General features: G+C 58.6%; 17 protein-coding genes and 1 pseudogene. 7 read left to right on the top strand and 11 right to left on the bottom strand.

The features are described 5' to 3' along the window. Both QMZ05_RS28475 and QMZ05_RS28470 read left to right on the top strand, forming a co-directional pair. Entirely contained in the window at positions 1 to 1,776 is a 1,776-nt protein-coding gene (locus QMZ05_RS28475) for a tetratricopeptide repeat protein (RefSeq protein WP_353703775.1), read from the top strand. Positions 1,777 to 2,740: 964 nt separating this feature from the next. Further along, complete coding sequence (locus QMZ05_RS28470; protein WP_353703774.1) at positions 2,741 to 2,941, top strand: hypothetical protein; 201 nt, start codon at positions 2,741 to 2,743, stop codon at positions 2,939 to 2,941. A gap of 27 nt (positions 2,942 to 2,968) precedes the next feature. Here the strand turns inward: QMZ05_RS28470 and QMZ05_RS28465 are convergent, their stop codons facing one another. Continuing rightward, complete coding sequence (locus QMZ05_RS28465) at positions 2,969 to 3,373, bottom strand: hypothetical protein (RefSeq protein WP_353703773.1); 405 nt, start codon at positions 3,371 to 3,373, stop codon at positions 2,969 to 2,971. A 414-nt stretch (positions 3,374 to 3,787) separates the two neighbouring features. Between QMZ05_RS28465 and hemN the strand changes: the two genes are divergently transcribed. Further along, positions 3,788 to 5,122, top strand: coding sequence for an oxygen-independent coproporphyrinogen III oxidase (gene hemN, locus QMZ05_RS28460; RefSeq protein ID WP_353703772.1), 1,335 nt, complete (start codon positions 3,788 to 3,790; stop codon positions 5,120 to 5,122). A gap of 486 nt (positions 5,123 to 5,608) precedes the next feature. Here hemN and QMZ05_RS28455 read toward each other — a convergent pair whose 3' ends face one another. Together QMZ05_RS28455 and QMZ05_RS28450 are read right to left on the bottom strand one after the other, a co-directional pair. Continuing rightward, positions 5,609 to 6,133 carry a hypothetical protein gene (locus tag QMZ05_RS28455; protein WP_353703771.1) on the bottom strand — a complete coding sequence of 175 codons (525 nt, stop codon included), beginning with the start codon at positions 6,131 to 6,133 and terminating at the stop codon, positions 5,609 to 5,611. Positions 6,134 to 6,493: 360 nt separating this feature from the next. After that, positions 6,494 to 6,670: a hypothetical protein gene (locus QMZ05_RS28450; protein ID WP_353703770.1), complete on the bottom strand. Its 177-nt coding sequence runs from the start codon at positions 6,668 to 6,670 to the stop codon at positions 6,494 to 6,496. An 811-nt stretch (positions 6,671 to 7,481) separates the two neighbouring features. Between QMZ05_RS28450 and QMZ05_RS28445 the strand changes: the two genes are divergently transcribed. Together QMZ05_RS28445 and QMZ05_RS28440 are read left to right on the top strand one after the other, a co-directional pair. Beyond that, entirely contained in the window at positions 7,482 to 8,990 is a 1,509-nt protein-coding gene (locus tag QMZ05_RS28445) for a carbohydrate porin (RefSeq protein ID WP_353703769.1), read from the top strand. Positions 8,991 to 9,078: 88 nt separating this feature from the next. Continuing rightward, complete coding sequence (locus QMZ05_RS28440; RefSeq protein ID WP_353703768.1) at positions 9,079 to 9,348, top strand: hypothetical protein; 270 nt, start codon at positions 9,079 to 9,081, stop codon at positions 9,346 to 9,348. Between the two features lie 228 nt (positions 9,349 to 9,576). Here the strand turns inward: QMZ05_RS28440 and QMZ05_RS28435 are convergent, their stop codons facing one another. Beyond that, positions 9,577 to 12,048, bottom strand: coding sequence for an AAA family ATPase (locus QMZ05_RS28435; protein WP_353703767.1), 2,472 nt, complete (start codon positions 12,046 to 12,048; stop codon positions 9,577 to 9,579). Then, complete coding sequence (locus QMZ05_RS28430) at positions 12,045 to 12,317, bottom strand: hypothetical protein (RefSeq protein WP_353703766.1); 273 nt, start codon at positions 12,315 to 12,317, stop codon at positions 12,045 to 12,047. The genes QMZ05_RS28435 and QMZ05_RS28430 overlap by 4 nt, the downstream gene beginning before the upstream one ends. A 708-nt stretch (positions 12,318 to 13,025) precedes the next feature. Between QMZ05_RS28430 and QMZ05_RS28425 the strand changes: the two genes are divergently transcribed. Continuing rightward, positions 13,026 to 13,184 carry a hypothetical protein gene (locus tag QMZ05_RS28425; RefSeq protein ID WP_353703765.1) on the top strand — a complete coding sequence of 53 codons (159 nt, stop codon included), beginning with the start codon at positions 13,026 to 13,028 and terminating at the stop codon, positions 13,182 to 13,184. A gap of 371 nt (positions 13,185 to 13,555) precedes the next feature. On the opposite strand, the gene QMZ05_RS28420 is transcribed toward QMZ05_RS28425, so the two are convergent. The 6 genes from QMZ05_RS28420 to QMZ05_RS28395 all read right to left on the bottom strand — a co-directional run bounded on the left by QMZ05_RS28420 (position 13,556) and on the right by QMZ05_RS28395 (position 19,283). Beyond that, the gene (locus QMZ05_RS28420) at positions 13,556 to 13,762 is read right to left on the bottom strand and encodes a cold-shock protein (RefSeq protein ID WP_353703764.1); all 207 of its coding nucleotides are present in this window, start codon (positions 13,760 to 13,762) and stop codon (positions 13,556 to 13,558) included. Between the two features lie 274 nt (positions 13,763 to 14,036). Next, a complete protein-coding gene (gene xopAG / locus QMZ05_RS28415) occupies positions 14,037 to 15,599 on the bottom strand; it encodes a XopAG/AvrGf1 family type III secretion system effector (protein WP_353703763.1) in 1,563 nt (520 codons plus the stop codon). Positions 15,600 to 16,271: 672 nt separating this feature from the next. Next, entirely contained in the window at positions 16,272 to 16,931 is a 660-nt protein-coding gene (locus tag QMZ05_RS28410) for an Hcp family type VI secretion system effector (RefSeq protein ID WP_353703762.1), read from the bottom strand. A 48-nt stretch (positions 16,932 to 16,979) separates the two neighbouring features. After that, the gene (locus QMZ05_RS28405) at positions 16,980 to 17,339 is read right to left on the bottom strand and encodes a hypothetical protein (RefSeq protein WP_353703761.1); all 360 of its coding nucleotides are present in this window, start codon (positions 17,337 to 17,339) and stop codon (positions 16,980 to 16,982) included. Further along, the gene (gene tssI / locus QMZ05_RS28400) at positions 17,336 to 18,841 is read right to left on the bottom strand and encodes a type VI secretion system tip protein TssI/VgrG (RefSeq protein ID WP_353703760.1); all 1,506 of its coding nucleotides are present in this window, start codon (positions 18,839 to 18,841) and stop codon (positions 17,336 to 17,338) included. The genes QMZ05_RS28405 and tssI overlap by 4 nt, the downstream gene beginning before the upstream one ends. Before the next feature lie 289 nt (positions 18,842 to 19,130). Then, positions 19,131 to 19,283, bottom strand: coding sequence for a hypothetical protein (locus QMZ05_RS28395; protein ID WP_353703759.1), 153 nt, complete (start codon positions 19,281 to 19,283; stop codon positions 19,131 to 19,133). A 769-nt stretch (positions 19,284 to 20,052) separates the two neighbouring features. On the opposite strand from QMZ05_RS28395, the pseudogene QMZ05_RS28390 reads away from it, so the two are divergent. Continuing rightward, positions 20,053 to 21,452, top strand: a pseudogene (locus tag QMZ05_RS28390) (hypothetical protein); the annotation flags it as partial.

The raw sequence follows: 21,452 nt of genomic DNA, 5'->3' as shown, positions 1-21,452 counted from the left end.
ATGCTGTCCACGAGCATGCCGGCTCCGACCCAACAAGACCGGCTTACAACGGCGCAGAAATTCATTGCGGTCGGCCGCCTCGATGAAGCGGAGGCGCTGCTCGAGGCGGCCGTTGCCACAAGCGATCCTGATACGCTCAATACAAAGGCCACACTAGCGCTCGCGCGGCAGCGCACTGAATTGGCGTTCGATCTGTTGGCGGAGGCGGCGACCGGCCACCCCGATCACGCCGGCCTTGCTGCTAACCTCGGTATCGCCCACGAAATGCTCGGCCGCCTTGACGAGGCGGTTATTTGCCTCAAGCGCGCAGCGGCACTCGCCCCGCGCAAACAGGAGATCAAAGTCGCGCTGGCTCATGCCCTGGAACGTCGCGGCGACGTTGCGGAGGCCCGCGCGATCACAGTAGAGGTTGTCCAAGACGAGCCAGACAATTCGCGCGCCCTCCTTCAACTCGGCACCATTGATCTCGCCTTGCGCGATTACCCGTCGGCCGAGACCGCCCTGCTTCGCGCCCTGGAGCTTGCCCCGAACGATCCCGACACGCTGCGCAATTTGTCGGTGCTCTTGCTTGCGCGCGGCTGCTTCGACGAGGCGCTCAACTTTGCGGAACGCGCGCACCTACGGGCGCCACTCGACATAGCGGGGCTCTCGCATCTGGCTTATTGCCGTGCCGCGAACGGGCTTTGGGCGGAAGCGGAGACCACCTGCAGGAGATTGCTTGCCTCTGCACCCGTCCATCTCGGCGCGCGCGAAATCCTGGCCCGCGTCATGATTGCCAATGGCCAGGAGGATCGGGCAATTGCGGAGCTCACACAGTTCGTACGTGCACACAAATCGCATCCATCCGCGGTGCTTGCGCTGGCAAGCATTCTGCAATTCGTCGGCCGGTTTGATGAAGCCCTCACGCTTGCCAGCCACGTCGCGCATACGCGACCGGACGACGAATCAGCGAGGTCTCTGGAGACTGCACTTGCACTGTCGCTCGGTCGCTTCCCGACGCCCACACCGGTGGACTTGGCGCCGGTGACGCGGATCCTCGTGCCGCCGGCGACGGGCGCCCTCGAATTCGTAGCGCTCCTTCGTCTATTGCGTCGGCTGTCTAGCCAGCAAAATGTGCACGTCGTCGCGGAGCCGCGTTACCGGGCTGTTCTTACCGGCCTGGCCGAACAGGTCATTTTCGACGAGCCGGGGTCTGAGCTCCCAGCTACACCCCTGCAATCGTTATTAGGTATTCTGTCGACCGACACGCGGAACGTTGCCGATGGCATTCCCTACCTGCGACCCGAGGTCGAGCTCTTCGCCAAGTGGCGGGATGCCCTGGCCACGTTCGCAAGGCCTCTGGTGGGGATCGTATGGGAGGGCGGCGCTCTCGGCCTATCGATGGAGCAGGTCGCCGCCGTGGTTCCTCATTCCGGTACGCCGGTGAGTTTGATGGCCGACGTGCGACGACATGACATGAGGCGATGGAGCCGCCCGATCGATGCCGGCGTGCATATCGAGTGCCCCGCGGACTTGATAGCAGCGATCGCCAATCTAGATGCGGTGATTGGGCCCGACAGCTTCGCCATCCATATCGCCGGGGCGCTCGGCGTTCCCGGCGTGGTCTTCGTGCCGCGCGGTTATCCGTGGTATTGGGCCCAGGCCGGCAGAAAGCCATTGTGGTACCCGTCATTCGAAGTCGTCATGCAGGCAGGGCACGGTGACTGGGCTGGAGCGATCAATGAAGGTCGGCGACGGCTTGAGGCCCTGCTGCGTGCGGCCCGCGAGCCCATCTGAAAGGCTGTGTTGTACATGTTGTACCGCCGCGGCGGCGGCTGGACCGAACCCGACGGAAGCATGGTGTTGTTATCGCACGACCATGCCGCGATGTGGTGCCTTCGCTCGGAGGCAAACCGGCCCGTTCGCGTAAAACGCGATTTCCGGGTAATTGAAGAGGGAAGGAATAGGATGGGCCACAACATGTCTGCATGTGCCAACCGTCACAGCCGATTCCAGGGCGTCCACACGGAGCTGATGGTGCACGAGGCGTCTTTTTCGAGCGGGAGCTATTCAGCTTCCGATGCGCGATAGCGCCGGAGCGGGCCACCTCAACAAAAACGGCCCCAGCGGGCGCGCCGGAGCCGTCTCCTTGGAGATGCGCCTCCCCAGAAGGGGCCGAGGGAAACGCGAAAGCATGCTAGAGGAACAACCCACGCGTGTCCCGCTCAAAGTTTATTTTAGGTTAAAGGCCGTGGCGAGGATTGGGCTTGTCACCCCGTCAGCAGCCAACCGACGCTGAGGATGAGCGCGACGCCTCGCAAAGCCAAGGAAGCCGTAGTCCACTGCATCCAAGTGATCCAGTTTGAACATGGGAGCAGCCTTGGACTATGTAAGTCCATAGCGGTGTCCTAGTTCCCGTCTGTGAGTGCCGAATAAGGGGACAGCAGCTGACTTCCGATGCTGTCCATATTTTAAGCCCCAGTGTCCTAAGTTTTGGAGTGTCTTAGTTCGGATTAAGCGAACGGAAACCGTGCCTTAGTCGGTATTCCCGGTAGGACTACTCAGACCCCCACAAATGTTTCCCTCGCAACAAATGTGACCGGTCCCTAAGTGTTCTCACCGTGATCTCGCGGATCAGAAGTTCCTTGCAACCCTCTCTGGACGGGACCATTGTTCCAATGTCCCCGGCGAAGGCTCTGCCCGTAGGCGTCGGTCGCTGAGACCGAACGCGCTCGCGGCTGCACAATATGAGAGGGAGCACATGACCGAGCTCCATCTTTCCACGCAAATTGATCCCGTCGACAAGAACGCCTGTGCGGAAGCTGAACGCCTGCGCAAAGAGGCCCGTGGAACCCCTCCAGGAGTTGAGCGCGACCGGCTTATTCGCCGGGCGCGGCAGGCTGAAGCAGCCTGCCGGATGACGAAGTGGCTGACGTCACGGGAGCTACGGCCACCAACCTGACAGAACTACACTCCTCGTAAGGCCGCCTCAGTTGGCAACCTCCTGCACGGAGACTGATCGGACCCAACCCGATCTCATGACCGCGTACCCGCTCTGACAATTGATACCTGAATTTTCCCGCCGAAGCTCAAGGGGATTGAATCGCATTGCTGTGAGGACCTGCAGGAACGGATCACCAGCGTTCATCGCTACATCATCATGCGCCTTGGCGCGCGCGTCGGTTGCGCTCGGCGTTGCTGAGCGGGTCTGGGCCATTGGGGATTTGCTGGATGCCGTACTGCCGCTGGAGCCAAACCAGCCCGTGCGGGTCAGCGGAACTTTACGGCAATTGACGGCGGGTTGAGCTAAGCCGAACACTGCTTGGAATACCGTAGTCTTACGGAGGCGACTGGCCATGAAACCTTTGCGCGCCTCGTGCAAACTTATCTTCATCAGGATTTTGCCACATCCCTCCTGGGGCTAGAGGCAGCGCCGTCCGCGTGTATTTCAAGCGGGCGGCGTTGTGCATTTGGTGGCGGCACAAACGATCAGAAGTGCCCCGACGGGGGCTAGAGAGCGCCGGGGCCTGGTCGAAAGCCGCGAGCATCCGCATCAGCTTTTCGACTGAAACCAGGTCAAATACCTCTGGAGCAGCTTGGACCGGCCCGGTTGATGAATGCAGCTTTAGATAACCTCCTTTCTCGGACGCTATCGATTCTGACGGCACACGAAAACGATATCGGTCACCTTAGCAACGTCGACGGGATGGCGTATTTCCCGGCTAAAGCGGACCAATTGACATAGCGCAACGACACAGGCGGCCGCAGCGGTCAGCGTCATGCTGATAAAGGCATGGGGCCGTAACCATTGCAGATCTCAATCCTGGAAAAGCATTACGATGCCCGCCTGCCTTGGTACACCATCTATCCAACTGTACCGGAGTTCTCCGCGGTTGTCGGCGCCGAGACTTGTGAGAAATGGCTAAGGGAATTGCCAGCTGGCGACGCCGTGTCGCTCTATCTCCACATTCCGTTCTGTCGCTCGATCTGCTGGTATTGCGGCTTCCCAACGACTTTCACTCGCCGGAATGCGCCGATCCACGATTATTTGGCGGTGCTGCGTGAAGAGATTCGTTTGGTAGCGGAGCAGGCGCCGAAAGATCTGCCTGTGAGTGACGTGCACTTTGGCGGCGGCACGCCGACCCTCATCAAGCCCGCGGAGTTTATGGCCCTGATGGAAGTTTTGCGCCGCCGCTTCGCACTTAGGAAAACCACTACGATCGCAGTCGAGATCGACCCGCGCACGTTTACGGTGGAGATGGCCGAAGCCTTGGGAGCAGCCGGCGTGAACCGCGCGAGCCTGGGTGTGCAAAGCTTCGATCCTATCGTTCAAAAAGCGATCAACCGCGTCCAGAGTGAGGCGCAGACGGCGGCTGCCATCGAAAATCTGCGCCAGCATGGAATAGGCCGCATCAACTTCGACCTCATCTTCGGCCTTCCACATCAAACGGTGCAGTCCTGTGTCGAGTCCGCGACGACGGCGGTGGCCATGCGTCCCGACCGGCTTGCGGTTTTCGGCTATGCGCACGTTCCTTCATATATGAAACGACAGCGCCTGATCGATGAGGCGGCGCTACCGGACTACGCGACCCGCGCCCAACAGGCTGCGGCCGTGGCCGATAAGCTGGTCGCTGCCGGCTACCAGCCAATCGGGCTCGACCATTTCGCCTTGCCAAACGACGAACTCTCGCTGGCGCAAAAAACCGGTCGCCTGCGGCGCAACTCCTTGGGTTACTCAGCCGACACCTGTAATACCGTGATCGGCTTGGGCCCGTCGGCCATCGGCCGTCTCGGTAACGGTTACGTCCAGAACGAAGTCGTAACGGGTTCCTACAGCCAGCACATTAGAGCCGGCCGTTTGGCGACGTCAAAGGGGTACCGTCTCACTAGCGAAGACCGCGTTCGAGCCGCAATCATCGAGCGGCTGATGTGCGATTTGGAGGCCGACGTGTCGGCGATCTGTACCGCCCACGGATTTGATCCGCTCTCTTTTCTCGATTCAGCTGAACGATTGACGATGCTCGCCGAGGACGGAATAGTGGACATCCAAAACGGCTTCATCCGCCTGAGGCAGGAGCACCGCTTCTTGCTTCGCGCCGTTGCTGCTGCATTCGACGCCCACCTCGACCGCAAACCCTATTAGCGGAGCCAACCAGCGTAAGCGGATCCAAAAGCATCACCGCCTGTCGCAAGCCCGTAGATCGCAGGAGGCACGAGCGGCTTGGCGAGATTTCCGACAACGGTTCTGTGACGTGTGGTGGTGCAGGTCTGAGCTTCCAGGTCATTGCACGCGCGACGGCACGGCATCAGCTGCCGGGAGCGCGTTCGCCATCGTGCGGGCATCCACGAGATGCATAGATGTGGCGCCAAAACTAGCCAGCTCAATTTCAAGCGTGGCGCAGCGGATTTTCGCTGTTCAGCGGCTGCGCCTAGATCTGTAGAACTGGTTCTGCGAAATCGGGACCCAGATTGCCGTCGGCTACCGCAATGATGGCGGCGATCCGGCGAAGTCTCGTTGGGAACACCGGCGCCCCCGCAAGATTAGGGTCTCGTAACCGAAGGCCGCCTGCGAAAAGCGGCCTACCCGTCGAACGGCAACCGGTAGGGCTGGACTAGGCCTGTAGGGACGTCACCTGGGCTCGTCAGTCTTTGGTCCAAGGATGAGTGGCGCGCCCCCGACGGAAACCGCCCCTGCTGGTTTGGCCGGCCGCAGGAGCTTCTTGGCGGGGTTCGAAACGGCGTGGGCTTGCGGTGAAGGAGGAACGGGAGGAGGCGAAGCCGAGGGTACCGGATTCTGCAACGAGTCTATTCGTAAAGTCAGGGCTGCGATTTGATCCGAGAGTCGTTTTAAGTCGGCCCGCTGAGCATCGAAACTGCGATTTAGCTCCGCGATCTGATCGCTCGCCTTCTGTTGTACCGATTGAACCTCAGACAGAGCCGCCCTGTCGTCCGATGACAAACCCGGCATTGGGGCGACTTCATGGGCCGTCGCCGTCTCGACAAATTCTGCGACGGTTGTCCAGAAATAGGCTCCTGCAGCGCACAGGCCGAGGAGAAGAACCATCAGCGCTAAACCCCACGGCACGCGTCTTGACGACCTTTGCAAGACCGGCGGCAAATCCGAAGCGGCCGCTTGATCCATCATCTCCATCATCCCTCGTCCGACGCCCCCGGTCCGGATTGGCTTTTCTCGTCGAGGCGGCACCCCAAGATGATCAAGCGTTGCCGCGAACCATGACGGTCAGCAATATTGTCGTCCGCAACGTCGTCCGATCGTCTGGTCATCAGCTCTCATAAGGCAACGCTTAGTGAGCAGCGCAACGAGATATTTTGCACACGACCGCCTCTACATCATAGCGCCACCGCGAAGCAATAGTTCTTGTCTTCACTGGCGGTGGCGCAGCATTTTGTCGTCATTCAAACGAACCGTGCAGATTATCTTGCATGGTCTGCCCGAATGCGAGCAATTCCGGCCTTCTCGAATCCTAGCTTCCGCCGTTGAAAGCAACCGTGGTCAGCTATGCCAAGCCAATGACAGGTCGTTCACGGTGATTTTCGCCGAAGTCAGGCTGATTCGGCCCAGTGCGCTGGTCGGCGTAAACCTGGAAAAATCAATGATGTCGGTCCTCTCACCTAAAATCCCCGGCGGACTAACGAGGATGGTGGCGGTCCGGAACTTGAACTCGACCAATTTCCTCCCCGGATCGATGTGGCCTCCTCAAAACCCTCGCCCGAGAACGACGCTTGCGATGCAGACGACAACGTCGCGGCCTAATGACCTTTTAGAGATAGGCGCGTGAAACGCTGAGCGGCGGCGTCGCTCACGAGTCCTGACGCTCGGCCTGCAATGACGAAAAGCACCTCCAGAGTTCGTCAAGGTGGCGACCTGTGCTCGCCCGAGCAGCGCAATCCGCGATGGCGCATCGGCGCCCCAGTCAACTACCAACCCTGGCAATTGATGGAGATGACGGACGCGTGGCAATCGTCGTCAACGAACGTTGCGTGGCTCACACGTCAAGGAATTCGGGATGCAAGATAGATCCGGCCACGCCAATGGACCTGATGGATGTGCTAACTCGTCGCCTGCAACGGTCAGGTCTGCCCGCACCGCGACCTCGCCTTTCTCACGGAAGTCCATGATGGACTTTCGGTCCCGCTCGCCGAGCGCGCAGGTTTCAAAGCTGTCTGGGTCGCTGTCCGACACGTACGCCGCCGACGATGTCATGGCGCGCCCGTTGGTGACGAAGCCCGCAACGGCCGAGCGGATCTCGCTGGGATAGACAAGCCGGTTGCTCTCAAGCGTGACGGCAGCCGCGCTCAGACGTCAAAGAGAGGGTCAGCTCTGGGGCCAATCAGGCCGGAGCGCAATCCATTCAAGGCCAGCAAATACGGTCGCGGAGTTCACTATGCATGCTCGCTTTGTTGTGGCGATTTCGATTCGGATATGCTCGGTCGCAGCCCCCGTTTCCATTCTCCGATCAACTCCAAAGCGAAGAGAGTTTTTGGTCGCGCTTTCGCTCGCAGCGAGTCTCGCCAGCAATTCGACACTGGCACAAACCACCAGCCTGCTCACCCCGAGCAGCGACACTGCGGATAAGGATGCCAAAAGAAGAGGTCAAAAGGATCTGGCCCCGAAACTCCAACGCAGCCAGCTCAAACAAGCAGCGTGTCCTTCCGGTCCCTCGGCGCTCGCACGACTTTCCAGCATGCCTCCCACAAAGTGCAACAGCGCTAATGCAGTTGCAACGAACAGAACTCAAAAAACAGCCGATCCATTCGCAAAGTTCGAAACTCTCCGCGAAAAAGGTATGTGGCTCAATATACCGGGTCCTGCCGATACGATAGATCAGGATAAAGACGGCGTTAGATCCGCGCTGGCAGACGTCGGCATCGGTTATGTTGGCGGCACAGTAAACAGCCTCGTGAATAATCAACTGCCAGGCGCAGCCAGAACCAGCATCGCCAATCAATTATACATGGGGCAGAATCCGACGTTCGGTTCCGTCAATTTCATGATCGTAACCTACGATCTCAGCCGCTTTGGAATTGCCGATGGCCAGATCATCGTGGGCGCTGAGCAGCAATATTGGACATGGAAGCCTGGTGGCCCCGATAGGCTTGGCATCAATACAATTGCCTACTACCAGACATTCTTCGGCGGCAAACTCGAACTCAAAATGGGTTACCTCCGAAACCAAAATGAGTTCGCGGGCACCGTGGTCGGAGGCAGCGCTGGAGCAAGCGTTTTGGGCCCCTCGTCGAACATCCTGTTTCAAGCCGGCATGAGCAACAATGCAGCGCCCACGCCGGCTCTCAACCTGAAGTACAATTTTGATGATCACATATATAACAAGTTCTCGATCCAGCGCTCACTCAGTCCAGATGGCCAATATGCGCAGATAACCGAAAACCCGACCGGCCTGGACTGGAGCACGGCCAATGCGGGCATTCTTTGGCTCGATGAAACCGGCTGCAAGCGCAAAGCTGCTCCGGGCTTACCCGAGACTTGGTTACGGGTTGGCATCGGCTTCAACGATAGCAGCTACACGAATTTGCAGCATCCGACGCAGCCGAGAACCAACGCGAACAACGTCTACTATGTCGCTGCTGATCGACAACTCTGGCAGTCCGACGTCCAGGGCTCGGCAACCCGCGGGATCTATGGCGGACTCTCTGTCACGTACGCTCCGCCTGACCTAAATAGAGTCAGTCAATATTACGAGCTTCGTCTATACGCGAAAGGGCTGTTCGACGGCCGGCCCAGCGATCAGATTGCTCTTGTTGCCACCAACACCGTCTGGAGCAACTTTGCGGTGGATGCCGCCTTAACCAAGGGGCATCTCGTACATCGTGACAGCACAGCGATCTCAGGAACCTATACTGCGCATTTGGCACCGGGGATATATGCAAGCGTAGGATTGACTTACATCAACAAGCCGACAAGCATTATACATACCCGCGAAACGGGACATGCTCTGAATTTGTTGGTCTCTACCTCGATATTTTTCTAAGTCCTGGCAGGCCGTCCCGAGCGTTCGCTTGCGCACGTGCAGACCTTGGCGCGAACACGTAGCGACCAATTCCTCAAGATCGTCAGTCGTGATCGCCGTGCACGAACACGCAACGGATGAGCTGGCAATCGCGCACGCCGACACATCGTGTCGGCATGTTGGCTATCATGACCGCTCGATGATCGAATTCATGCGGTCAGCTGCCAGCCTCCGCTGTTCGGCGTCAACACCAGCCGGCGACACCCGCTTAACCTCGCAAAATCCTGGCGAAGAACTGCGCCTGGTCATTGTCGCCGGCGTGCGATCTACCCCTGAACGATCGCAGTGGAGCGTTCAAAACTGGCAGGATTTAGCTTGATCCGCAACGAGAGCCAGAACCGATCGGCACCATGACGATCGCTTCGAACGAATGACACTGCGAGACGCGTGCCGGATGCTCACGGCGCGACCGGATTGCCTCGCCGGGCCAGAGCTTGATCGGTCGAACAGCTCGCGGTCGCGACGAGGACGCACTATTCCCAATGGTCGATGTCATAGCGAGCCCCCCTGAGTGACCTTACAGCGGGCTCGGAACGTCGCACCGATCTCAGGTTCTTTGGCCAAGAGAGCGGTAATAGCGGTAGTGACCCGAGCCTGCCGGATGTTCGAATTGAAAACAAGCGGCGAAATTTTCAATCGCTTGCATGACGCCCTTAAGCGAGGGGGCCGTGAAGGCGTGGGTCTGTCCGGTCGACCAGTGAGCTAGATAGTTGCTCACTATCGTCGCAACCGAGGTACCGAGACCGGCGAGCTGGGCCGGCTCCAAGACCAAGCGCCCAGCCGCATCGTGAAGGTCGACGGCTGCCTTGATCGCGTCTATCAGGTTTTTCGCCATATGCTTATCATCATTGAAGGCAATGCCGATAGGCACGGGAATACCGACCCTTGAGATCACCTCCTCGAGTTTGAACTCGAGGTACTGTCTGATGCGGGGGGCCGCATCATCGGTGTTTCCGGTATCAAGAAGGGCGCGCGTCGCATCGCGGATCCTATGGATTGCGCCCGATTGCGGCAGCACCGATGTCCGTGCGGTGCCCTGGATGCATTGATGCCACCAGCCGCCATCTTTGGCATTCGTGTTGAATAGCTTCTCCAGGACGGTATCGTGGCTGAGCAGAATGACCTGCGGGCCATCGGGGACGCCAGGGCGCGCAAATTGTCCTTTGATCACGTTCATCAGGTGGAATTGATGCCCGGAATCAAAGCTGGATGTTACGTCATCGAGAATCAGAAACCTGGCGCCCCCGCCATAGAGCGAAGCGGCCGCCAAATAGACGCTGATCGCGAAGGCGTTCCGATAGCTCTCGGAGAGGACCGCTTGAGCTGAGATGTCCGGTAGTGTCCAGAACTGTGCGAGAGAGATGGAAAGATCTTCGCTGCCCGCCCGCTTTTTGAGGGCTGGCACGACATCGGTGTACATGATCGCCGCGAAGATTTTTCGCGTGACGGGTTCGATCGCGGCGAGCCGGCGCGCGCTTGCGGCGGACTCGGCACGGGCGAAGCATGAGCTGGCCGCGTCAAGGAATGCCTTCACCCGGGCAATGCGCGCAAGCTCCGCAGCGATTGCAGATTGGTCGCTCAAGGCAGCGCGCAAGTCCGACAAATTGCTCTGCAGCCGGCGTGCGGCCTCGGCTTTCTCCACGACAGCGGTAAGCTTGTCGGGAAGGCTCTTCTCCAGGGCGACCTTGTCATCCGTGAGGTCTTTGACCTTGGCGACCGCGCGATCAGTTAGGGTCTTCAGCCATTCGGTGACAGCGCGTGCCTGCGCGCCGTCGAGCGCGCCCTTCAGTCCGACGTCCCTTGCCTCGGCGAGCTTGGCTTGCTCTTCTGCTTGGCAGCCTAACCGTTCTAATTCATCGAGCTGATTCCAGCCTTTTTCGGTCCATTCTTGCGTCAGATTGGCCGAAGCTGCCTCCACCGCCTCAAACGCCGCGTTCTTCTGGCGAACATGATCGAGAACCGAACCGGTGTCAGATCGATCACACGTCGGGCAGGCACATTTATCCCCCCAACTGTCATCTGCGAGGATGATTTCGCTTACACCGTAGAGCTGGCGGAACAGATCTCCTTGGGTGAGCTTTAAGGCGGTGTCGCGAGCATCGGCCAGTTCCACCAGGCGCTTGGCATCCTCTTCGCTGGGCGCGGCTTTCAGGGCCTCCGACCACCTTGCCTCATCGCGCAGGATTTTCGTAAGTTCTGCCCTCGCCTCACCTCCTTCGGCAGCTTTCGCTGCATCGACACACTTTGAGGGGTCGATTTCCTCGAACGTCCGGCCCTCGCAGAGCGGCTTGAGCAGTTCGATGCCACTGAGGGCGGAATGCGCCTTCGCAAGCATCGTTGCTTCGGCTTCTGCCGGATCGTACTCTTCAGCGACCAGGGCAGTGAAAGCCTCCTTGACGTTGGCCCGGGCTCGCTGGAGGCGGACGTGCGCGCTGTTCTGCTTGGCCTCCTTGCCGCCGACGGCGAAGTGATTGTTAAACGCCTTGGTATTTGCCAGCGACGCCAACCCCTGCCGCAGCGATGAATAGCGTTTCAAGCCCAGCAGTCCGGCGAACGATCGGCCGCGCCTTTGCGGCGCAAGATCGATAAAGTCCTGAAATGTCTTTCCGTCGAGCAGAACGAACTCGCGATTGAGGTCCGCCAGGATCGCATTTCCGTCCGCACCTGCGCTGGCCACAACAGTTCGCGCCCCAGCGGCATCGCGCCGAACGGTCACATCGACCTCGGCGCCGCCATTAGCCGGCACAAGGGTCAGGATGATCGTTCCCACACCACCCGCATGGAAGCGATTGAGATAATAGCACGAGCCCTTTTCGGTCGCAGGCAGATCGTCCAGCTTGGGAATGCGGCCCGTAATCGCGTAGACCACCGCATCAAAAATAGATGTCTTCCCAACCCCATTCGGCGCGGAGATCGAGTTGACGCAATCCGGCTTGAGTTTGAGGACAAGGGGTGCACCCTCGTTGTTGATGCCGCGAAAGCCTTCGATAGAGACCTTCTGAAGATACCAGCCGCTCATTGGGCAGCGCCTTCTTCGGAAGGCATTTGTTGCGGTTCGACCGGCGCAGTCGCTAGGTACAATGCATCAAGGATCGCATCTTGATCGAGAGCGATGTCCAGGCTGAGCTTCGAAAGTGCATCTGACAGGACGCCTGCCAGTGGATCGTCGATCCCTTTGAGCGCGATCGAGAGTGCACAAATATTTTGGTCAACTGTTTTAGTGTCATCGATCTCGAACACGAGTTCGTTCTTCGCCACAATAATCTCCAAGCGTACTTTGTGCTTCATGCCCACTCGACTTCGTAAGGCCAAGCATCTCCGCTCTATCTATACTGCTTGGCGCGCGCGGCTAGGACAATCTCGGCACGGCCGGTTGGATTATCGGCCTAAGTCGCACGAACTTTGTACGCTTCGTACGAATGCCGATGATTCAGGTTGCCGCCTTCGTCAGATCGCGAGAGGGGCGACTCATTGAATGAGATGCTGTTGAACGAACAGGCAGGCGCAGAAGGTTATTCGTCGGGGACCTTCCAGGTCGGCAGGTCCGGAAAGCACGACACTTGCGAGATCCGATTTGACCGCCTTGGAGAATGCGCCAATCAGCATTGTCGAAATTCTCCCCGCCGGCGTTGCTCGTTTCAATGAGATAATCACCGGCTGCAGTACAGGCCTATTGCACCCAGTCGTTTAATCATGGATCATCGAGCTATGCGTCATCGAAAGAATTATCGATCGCCTAGGACATCTTGCATTGGCGCCGAGATTAAACATCAAAGCGGTGCGCACGGACATGGTGCCCCATCTGCCCGGATCGTACAAAGCTTGATGTGTGTCCCCCGGAAGCTTGTCCCTGCTTTTCGTTTGCGGTAAGGCACATAATGCGATGATGGAAAGACAGAATGGGACAGCGACGGATGTGCTTTTTCGCTAGCGGTTAGTCCTTGCGGCTACTTCGACATCCAGGTTCGGCATAAGGCTATTTAATTGGAGAACTGCATGAAACGAATAGACAAGGGTGGTCAATTTGTTTCGGGGGCCGGCAGCGTACTCCGCGTTGCGCCCAACAAACCAGGAACAAAGAAACTGACGGCGACGATGAAACGCCGCGCCTTGAAAGTTCGCAAATCTGAGCGACAGCGCGCCTCGTCTTCGTAAGCCGAAGAACATGCTCGTCCCTCGGAGGTCATTCAAAACGCACCGCGTGTCTGCAAGCTGCTTCAATCGCGAAATTGCCGGAGTTGCGCCTTGAACGCGAGGACTCCTTGTACCCTTCGTGGGCTTGATTATGGTGGCGGCGCGCGGCCGCCACCATAAGGGCTAGTGCTGCGCCGGACCGCGCCGAACCTCATGTTCCGTCTTGCGCAAGCGCGGTCTCTTCGGGTCGCGATTACGCGAGGAGACCGCGCTGCTCGATTACCATGATCTGAACGGGCCTCCGATCGCGTCTGCATCCTGATCGCTTGAGACTGGGACACCGCGGCCATGACGGGCGGTATCCTCCAGCACGCCTCTGCGCAAGGGCGACCTTACCCAATCCGCAGGTTCTCAGCAGAGGCTTTACCGGCGCTGCCGGTCTTCAGTTCGTAGCTGATCTTCGCTCCCTCAGCGAGATCCGGGTAGCCAGCCTTTTCAACGGCACGCATGTGTACGAAGACGTCGGGGCCACCATCATCCGGCGTGATGAAGCCATAACCTTTGGTAGGGTTGAACCATTTCACAGTACCAATTGCCATCGCAGAACTCCTAAATGAATCCTTGCGATCTAGCCAAACTCTCACAAGGGCACAAGCCCCTGGGTTACGCCGCTCGGCGACGCTTATGACTTTCCGCGGCTTGGCGCGGGAGGCAAAGGCAGACGTCCATCGGACCAGACCGTCTCGCTCCGGCGCCAAAATTGGCTCCTCAGGCTGGTCCCAGCGAAAGGCGGAGAGGATCGTCACCCCCTTTCGCGCAAAGCGCAAACTCATCGGTCGTGAGCGCCACTCTGGTTATCGACAACTTAGGGCATCACCTCCGCCTGGAGAGATTCCTGCCACCGTAGTACTCCTGCGCTGCCTTGCGACAGACTTCCTCATAGAACTCATCGGCATCTTCGATCGTGTAACCGGCTCCGGCAAAGCAGCCGCGCGCTACCTCGTGGAGCGTATGCCGTATTGACGTTGTATCGTCGTATACGGCGTTAAGGCACGCGATGATGACTATGACGTCCTCCCTTGAGAGGCGCGGCTGGCCACTCATTAAGCGAGCGTGATTGATGCAGGCGACGGCGTTGACGCAAGTGAACGAGTCGCCCATTCCGGAGCAATCCTCGAATCCATTGCCCCGCTCGTTCAACTTGAAGTGCGCGACAGGCAGATTCTTCGTGTCCTTGATCTCGCGGTGGTTCAGGTTCTTGCCTAGCACGGAATCACGGCCCGACCGCATCTCGGTAAGCCAAATGTCGAGTTGGTGTAGCCTAGGCCCAATCCAGCTTCTGTTGCGCTTGAACAGGTTCTTGTTCGGATCCTCGAACATGAGAGACGCATCGATTCTGTCAGTTTCTGCAACCGAAAGTAATCCCTGCTTGGACAGCATCTGCATCACGACTTTCTCGGCATGTCCCCAATGCGCGTTATCAGCATAGACCTGCCTGAAGTTTAAGATGGCCTGGCCAGCTGCGAACTGGGCGTCCTCGCCAAGGCCGCAGTCCTTGCAGATCAGCGCCTCGAACTTCTCGGTGCACTGCTTGAAAGTCAGCCCCTTCTCACTCTGGAGGGCATTACGGAAGTGCTGCACGCCCTTGTTCACGAAGGGTCGAGTGACCGATCTGGAGGTGTAGCCGTAAGCGCCAGTTTCTTCGTTAAGTACACCCGTTAGCGCGTACTTGTTCTTTCTATCGTAGAGCGGACTCCTCGTCAGATCTGGATCCTTAGGCACCTTCGGTGGGCCATACTTGGCCACGCACTCGTCCTTCACGAGATGGCCCTTCATGCAGGCCAGGTTCAACGCGAGGGACTCGTGCGCTTGCTTGGAATCCACCAGGCGAGCAACGTGCACGTAAGTCGCCGCCCGGTAGTCGATCATCTTTACGAACAGATTGTTGCCACAAGTACGGATTGGATTGAGGGGACGCTCGTTCAGGCGCTGTTCTTCAGGGCTGGCAGCGTGATATCGCGTCGAATATTCCCTCGCCTCGGCCTGGGCCAACCTGAGCCGTTCGTTGCCGGTGAAACCTTTCTTGCCATCGTGCAGCGAGGTGGTCGAAAGGAAGAAGTCGTTTGCGACCTCGTCATAGGCGTAGCCTGCGCCGGCGAGACACAATCCGTATTTCACCGCGCGCGCAAACTTTGGTTCGCCCCTCCCCCCGTCTTTGCCGCCGTTTCCACCGTGCTCCCCCCGTCCGAGCGATGGCAGTGCAGGTCTTCTTCCCGTTGGAGTGGCCATCCTCCGCGAATAAAGCTCAGCAAGTGATAGTCCGTCTTCGGGAAGCGCAAGCATCGCACTCGGCGCCTCGGCCTGTCCACCGACGATTCGCCAAATCCGTGAGCGAAGGGCCGCAAGTGAATGTCCGGCCTCGTGAAATGCGCTCATCGAACTCAGATCCTCGGCGTGTCCGCCGACGGCCCGCCAAACTCGTGAACGCAAGTCAGCAAGTGAATGACCCGCTTCATGGCACGCAATCATCGCAGTTTAGGCCTTGGCTATGCCATGAAAGATCTGGCTGTTTATTGCCGAAAAGCCGTCAAGACGGCGTTCCCACTTCACATCTCCTCCTCAACCAAGGCCCATTGCCCGACTCGGCAAGTAAGATCTTCGCATCCCGATCGGCTACAAATTGCGGAGTATCGGATCCGAACCACGACCGATTTGATATCCCGCAAGGTTCTAAAGCCGCCAAATGAACTGGTGTTGCCTTGTCGCGCATCCGCGCTTACGCGTCGGACGATTGGGTCTAATCGGCAGGCAAATGAGCCGGTGCCTGCCCGTCCGTCTACCTCAATGCGCCAACTAACTTGGCCGCGCCAATGCCTTTCCGAGGCGTTGTGTTCCTGCAGAACAACCAGCCTGTCTTAGCATCGCTCCGCATCATCCAATTGAAGCGCACCCAGCATGCCCCCCCTCAGTCCTGCGATGACCGCGTCAAATGTGCTCTATGTGCCCACATCTACGGGATGATGTTTGGGACCAGGTCGGCGCCCTTCTGATTTTAGAAGTGCCGCGGTGGCGTCGCAGAACCGCGACGGCGCGACGACTATGGCGTTGTCACCATTTATCCTCTCCGCTGGTGCTGCCAGGAACGTGCTCCCATTTGACTTCCTTGTAGGTGAAGGACCAATCTTCCATGTTCTGGAAGAAGTTGTTCTGCGGATTAATCGTGAGCGGCACATAGGCCTTGCCCTCGATCAACGTCGCGTTCTTCCAGGTTATTTTGAAGAAGTTCTGCGGCTGCGGCATGCCCCCCGGATCGGTGCGGTAGAACTCGCAGACCACCTGTTCGAGCACTTCGTTGGTGGCCAGCGCCTGCCATAGCAGCGGCGAGGAGCGATCAAAAAATTTGGTGAAGAGTACCGGCTGGTGGTTGCGCGCGCCCGTGGCGACCCCGCTCGTCATGTCGCGCGGAACGACGATGCCGCTGGTGAAGGCGACGACGGTGATCTTCGATTGCTTACCCGAATCACCCTTGGCGACCTGCCCGATGCTGTCCGGCTTGGAGGCATCTTTGGAGATGTCGCCCTGTTTCTTCCCCTTGATTGTCATGTAGGCTTCAAGTGACACTTTCGTCTCCAAGACTTTCGATGCGCCGGCACATACCGGCACGATCCATATCGCAACATTCGTGCCAAGAGCCGTGCGCATCCGAGGCGTGATGCTGCGAGTATTTCTCCGGATCTGATCGTCGATAACAGCACTAGAGATGTCCACGCGCCGACACCATCACGCGATCACATCGTCGCGTCGGGACGCTATCCGTCACGGCTCAACAGGGCCGACTGGGTCCAATCGACACTCGACATCGAGAAAGGCACGCGTGGCAACGTCGAGCACAGCCTGCCCCGTCACACGGTAACCCATGAAGCTATCGACTAAGGCATTTCCGTGCAGCGCGTAGACAAGCACCGTGCAAAATGCTCGTTGTCCTTGCTCCAGGTACTTCGTGGACAGGCAGAGGCGCAATTCTCTTCCGTCACGAAGGCGTTGCGAATGAATGCCATCGGCAGACTGCGGCGGTATATTGATCGACGCTGTCGGCAGGATCGTCGCGCGCGCCGTATTGGCGATCGCTTCTACCAGCGGGTCGATTTCGTGAGTTGCGGGCCTCCAGACGGTCATGAGGCGCCATCATGAGAAACAATCGCAGGCCCATCGCAAATCTCGATCTTAGTGCCAGATTGCGATGTGATGCGATTGAACACATGCGTGTCGGAGGTCACTCCTGCCTTCATATCGGGATTGTGGACCGCTCCGATCACCAAGGGCCGGTCAATGTCACCGTTCATGTAGCCGACCAGAACTTCGGTTCCGGGAACTAACGGAAATTGCAAACCGGTTTGATTCGGACCTGCGTAAGGCTCGAGCTTCCGCACATAGCCGCTGCCATGCCCCTTCGCCAGTTCGTCGGCGAACGTGAACTGCAGCTTGTAGCGGCCCTGATCGTCGATCTCGGCCCGCCCGTTCCACGCTTCTCCATCGACCCTGGCGGTGTGGAGGCCGGCGCCAAGTGGTGCAGGCGTCATAGCGACCGGACGGTAAGGCACGTCCGACCGGATACAATGGACCATATTTTGATAGGCTCGCCCGTTCTGCGCGAACGCGCGGAACCCGGCCGGCGCGGGCCGATAGGCCGAGTGATCCGCGGCGACAACGAGATATTTGCCATCAAAACGGGGATGGCCCCGCAGCTTGAAAATGACGCCAGCGCGTAGCTCCGGCGCGTCGCTGAGGGCGATGTACATCGTCTGGCTGGCGCCCACCTGCTCGGCACGGATCCGCGCCAGCGTGGTCGCCTCTGCTTCACTGGTCAAATGCCCGCCGAACCGTGAGGCCTTGCCCAAAAAGCCGCTGCCTTGTCCAACCTGCTGATCGACAGACACGACGGAAGGCACCGTTTCGTTGTAATCGCGGAGCGTAATGGTCTTTGTCGAGAGCACGCGGCGCTGCCGGAACGACAGAACGGCGCTTTCGTCGACGCCTCGCGATACCTTGCGGTCGCGCTGGTGCGCATAACGAATCGCAGGCCAGGCGCCGAACCTAACGCTGGGAAAGGCCAGATTCTTGTCGCCGAAGACAACGGTCTCACCGCCGTCTTCTTGCTTGAAGAAATAGAAAATCCCGTTCCGCTCGCAAAGGCGCGAAATGAAGCTCAGATCGCTTTCATTGTACTGCACGACATAACTTCGCTTGGGATAGCGATCAAGATTGTATTCGGCGGGAATGCTGATGCTCGCCGTGTTGAGCTGCTCCTTAATGATGTCATCGACGCCCATCGGTTGGCCAGGGCCATAAATGCGGCTCGCGACGGAGAGCTCGGCGACCGCAAAGCGGGGGCGCAGAACGAACTGGAGCACTCGCAGTCCAGTTACCGTTGGGTCCAGTTCCTCGACCTGGGCACAGAGGCCCGAGGTCATCCATCGCCCGCACGCAGTTTTGACGGTCAGCTTGGCGCATTCGCCGATCAAAGCGCCGGTATCGACATCGCTCGATGTCGTGGCGTAAATCACATAACTGAACGGCAGGGAAATGCACTCTGTGCCCTCGAATCCTTGCACGTCGAGCTCAATGCTGGGCTTGCTGTGAATGTCGAGGCTAATACTGAGGTTGGAGCTGTCGTTCATCGGTGTACCAAGTCAAGCTTCGGCAGTGACAACAACGTCTGCCACAGGTGTCGCTGAGAGAAGGGCGTTCCCCGAGTCCGGCGGCACTGAATGCTAAAATCATATCTTACCTCCCTACTCGCTTTACGACAGCATGCGGTCCGCAGAACCGGCAAACCCAGGACGGGCGACCGGGACCTTGGACAAACTCCTCGACGGCCTCAACGCGATCGCGGCAATCGAGGACAAAGTCTGAACCCGCCATTGTGCTGGCAACGGATGACAAATTGCCGTTGCTATGCGTTGCATATCATCGTTGGCCGACCGCGCCGGGAATGCTGGATCCAAACACTGAACCGATGTCGACGCCATCGGTGCTGGTGTGGATGATCGTGAAGCCGATAGCGTCGAATACGAGTTGCGAGCGCACCAGCGTGGTCTGGAATTTGAGACTGGCAACCAAGCCCGCGTCCCGCAAAGCCGCTTTTTGACAGCGAACGCGTGTTTTGCGTTGCCGCCCAAGGATCCAGCGTTGCCTCCGATAGCTCCGAGTCTGAGATGCATTTCATCACCGTCAGCCTACCAGCATCTGTCGATAGTCGAGCATCGTATTGGTTCAGCGGCGGCATTACTTTCTCATAGGCATGGATGAAGCCGATCGTAGCTTGCGCGCCTGTTGCGCAAGAAGGACAAGGACTGTTTTTCCTGAGCCCACAGGTGCGGATACGCAGGGTTTCTCTTAGAGGCGGAACATACGGTTTGAAGGGAAGGATTTCGACGTGCACTCAGCCGATCAGTGTTGCGCTGCCTTTTCAATAGCAACGGTCGTGCCAATCGGGCCTCTTCATCAAAGCTATCAATCAGGTTTCTGGACAGTCAGTTTCGACGGAATGACTGCAGTTGTTCCCAACCTGACTGTCAGGTACCGGACAAGAGTCGGGCCGGAGATGAAATGGCTTATGCCGGCGACGAGACAACTTTATGAGCAATGCCGCGAACGAGTCTCGGGGAACTAAAGATGAGCAAGATCACCACGTCCTCGCAGCATATGTGGCGCTGCCGGCTTACGCTCTGAGAGCTGTTGGAGGATGGAACGGGCCGAACCGGGGTAGATCGCATGGCCGGATGCAAATTGGGACCAACTGGCTGCAAGCAGGCTCCCGCGGCCTGCACGCTGCAGATCAAGCGAGCGCGCGTTGACGCTGCAATCGGATTTATCACCGGAGGTTCGCATGAGTGACAGCAGCAGCGGCTCCAATGAGGGGCCTGGACCCTATGAGGTGGATAAACAGCTTTATGAGGACTTCTGGAATTGGCTCACTTGGAAGCTTCCGGACCACCGCTCCGACGGCGCCGACAATGCCGCGGGCGATATGTACGATTTCCTCCAGTGGATCCACGAGACCAACAGGCCCCCGATGGCCGATCGAATTGCGTTGCCCTCGTTGGATATCGATGTGCGGGCCTATGCAGCCGACTATATTGGGCGCGAGGTACCTGTGATTGGCGGGCTTCGTAATCGTCTCTTGAACTTGAAAGACATGCTTCGAGACCTCGATTTCTGGAACTGGGCTCGAGAGAGGCGTGTGATGTTTCAGGGCTTCGATGGAGGGGGGCCATCCTCGTTACCGCTGGACTACAAGGATGGCAGCAGCGAAAGTGGCAGAAGCGATCGTGGCAGCAGCGGCGGCTTCAATCAGGGCCCCGGCCCGTATGAGGAGGATAGGCAGCTTTATCAGGACTTCTGGAACTGGCTTACCGAGAAGCTCTCGGACCGCCGCTCCCGGGGCGCCGACATTGCCGCAGGCGATATGCACGATTTTCTCGAATGGATCCGCGAGACCAACAGGCCCCCGATGGCCGACCGGATTGCGCTTGCCTCTTTGGACACCGACGTACGAGCCTATGCAGCCGACTATATTGGGCGCGAGGTATCCGCGATCGGCGGGTTTCGCAACCGTCTCTTGAACTTGCGAGAGATGCTTCGGGATTTTGAAATCGAGAACTGGGCCCGCGCGCGCGGTGCGATGTTTCAGGGCTTCGAAGGTGCGCTATCGTCATTGCCGCTGGCGCCCGCCATCCCGTCAGATCGCGAGAGGTCTGCAGCTAACGCCTGGATTGGGATGCCAGAGCGTGATTTCGGAGCTTGCGTCCTCTCGGATTGGAGGGGCGGCGCCGCCCCGGACATACTGATTGCGGAATTGCGCAAGAGCCACCTCCTGCCGATGCTATTGCGGCCGCGAAGGGTGCTTATCAATGGGATGCGGTATGTCGCGGCAGTGTGGCCAGGGCGAGGGGTCGTGACCCCGAACAATCCCGAAGGCGAAAACATTATTCTTACCCCTGGATACAGGGAGCTAGCGCTGCAACCCCAGCTTCGAGTTGAGCCGATGAATGAAGTCGGGCCTTCGTCGTCTGCTCGGCCTGCGGACATACGACCCGCCTCAGGGGGTTCAGGAGGTTATTACCAGAGACCAAATTTACCCGATATCGGAACGAGAGTCGGCGCGGGCTGGATCCACGGCCCCCGGGTTGCCGACACCGTCCTAGTCAACGCACTGAGAGATTTCGGCCTCCTGCCGACCTGCGAGATACCGATGCCATGTTTTTACATACATCGTGAGCCCTACAC

Origin of the sequence: Bradyrhizobium sp. INPA03-11B, assembly GCF_040446015.1 — a bacterium.
Classification (GTDB): domain Bacteria; phylum Pseudomonadota; class Alphaproteobacteria; order Rhizobiales; family Xanthobacteraceae; genus Bradyrhizobium; species Bradyrhizobium macuxiense_A.
The sequence above is the reverse complement of the archived record's forward strand: the minus strand, read 5'-3'. Positions and strand labels throughout refer to the sequence as shown.

Bases quoted from the DNA above. Each gene is read 5' to 3' on its own strand.
- QMZ05_RS28475 (WP_353703775.1), top strand. From the start codon at position 1: ATGCTGTCCACGAGCATGCCGGCTCCGACCCAACAAGACCGGCTTACA.
- QMZ05_RS28470 (WP_353703774.1), top strand. From the start codon at position 2,741: ATGACCGAGCTCCATCTTTCCACGCAAATTGATCCCGTCGACAAGAAC.
- QMZ05_RS28465 (WP_353703773.1), bottom strand. From the start codon at position 3,373: ATGAAGATAAGTTTGCACGAGGCGCGCAAAGGTTTCATGGCCAGTCGC.
- QMZ05_RS28455 (WP_353703771.1), bottom strand. From the start codon at position 6,133: ATGATGGAGATGATGGATCAAGCGGCCGCTTCGGATTTGCCGCCGGTC.
- QMZ05_RS28435 (WP_353703767.1), bottom strand. From the start codon at position 12,048: ATGAGCGGCTGGTATCTTCAGAAGGTCTCTATCGAAGGCTTTCGCGGC.
- QMZ05_RS28430 (WP_353703766.1), bottom strand. From the start codon at position 12,317: ATGAAGCACAAAGTACGCTTGGAGATTATTGTGGCGAAGAACGAACTC.
- QMZ05_RS28425 (WP_353703765.1), top strand. From the start codon at position 13,026: ATGAAACGAATAGACAAGGGTGGTCAATTTGTTTCGGGGGCCGGCAGC.
- QMZ05_RS28420 (WP_353703764.1), bottom strand. From the start codon at position 13,762: ATGGCAATTGGTACTGTGAAATGGTTCAACCCTACCAAAGGTTATGGC.
- xopAG (WP_353703763.1), bottom strand. From the start codon at position 15,599: ATGAGCGCATTTCACGAGGCCGGACATTCACTTGCGGCCCTTCGCTCA.
- QMZ05_RS28405 (WP_353703761.1), bottom strand. From the start codon at position 17,339: ATGACCGTCTGGAGGCCCGCAACTCACGAAATCGACCCGCTGGTAGAA.
- tssI (WP_353703760.1), bottom strand. From the start codon at position 18,841: ATGAACGACAGCTCCAACCTCAGTATTAGCCTCGACATTCACAGCAAG.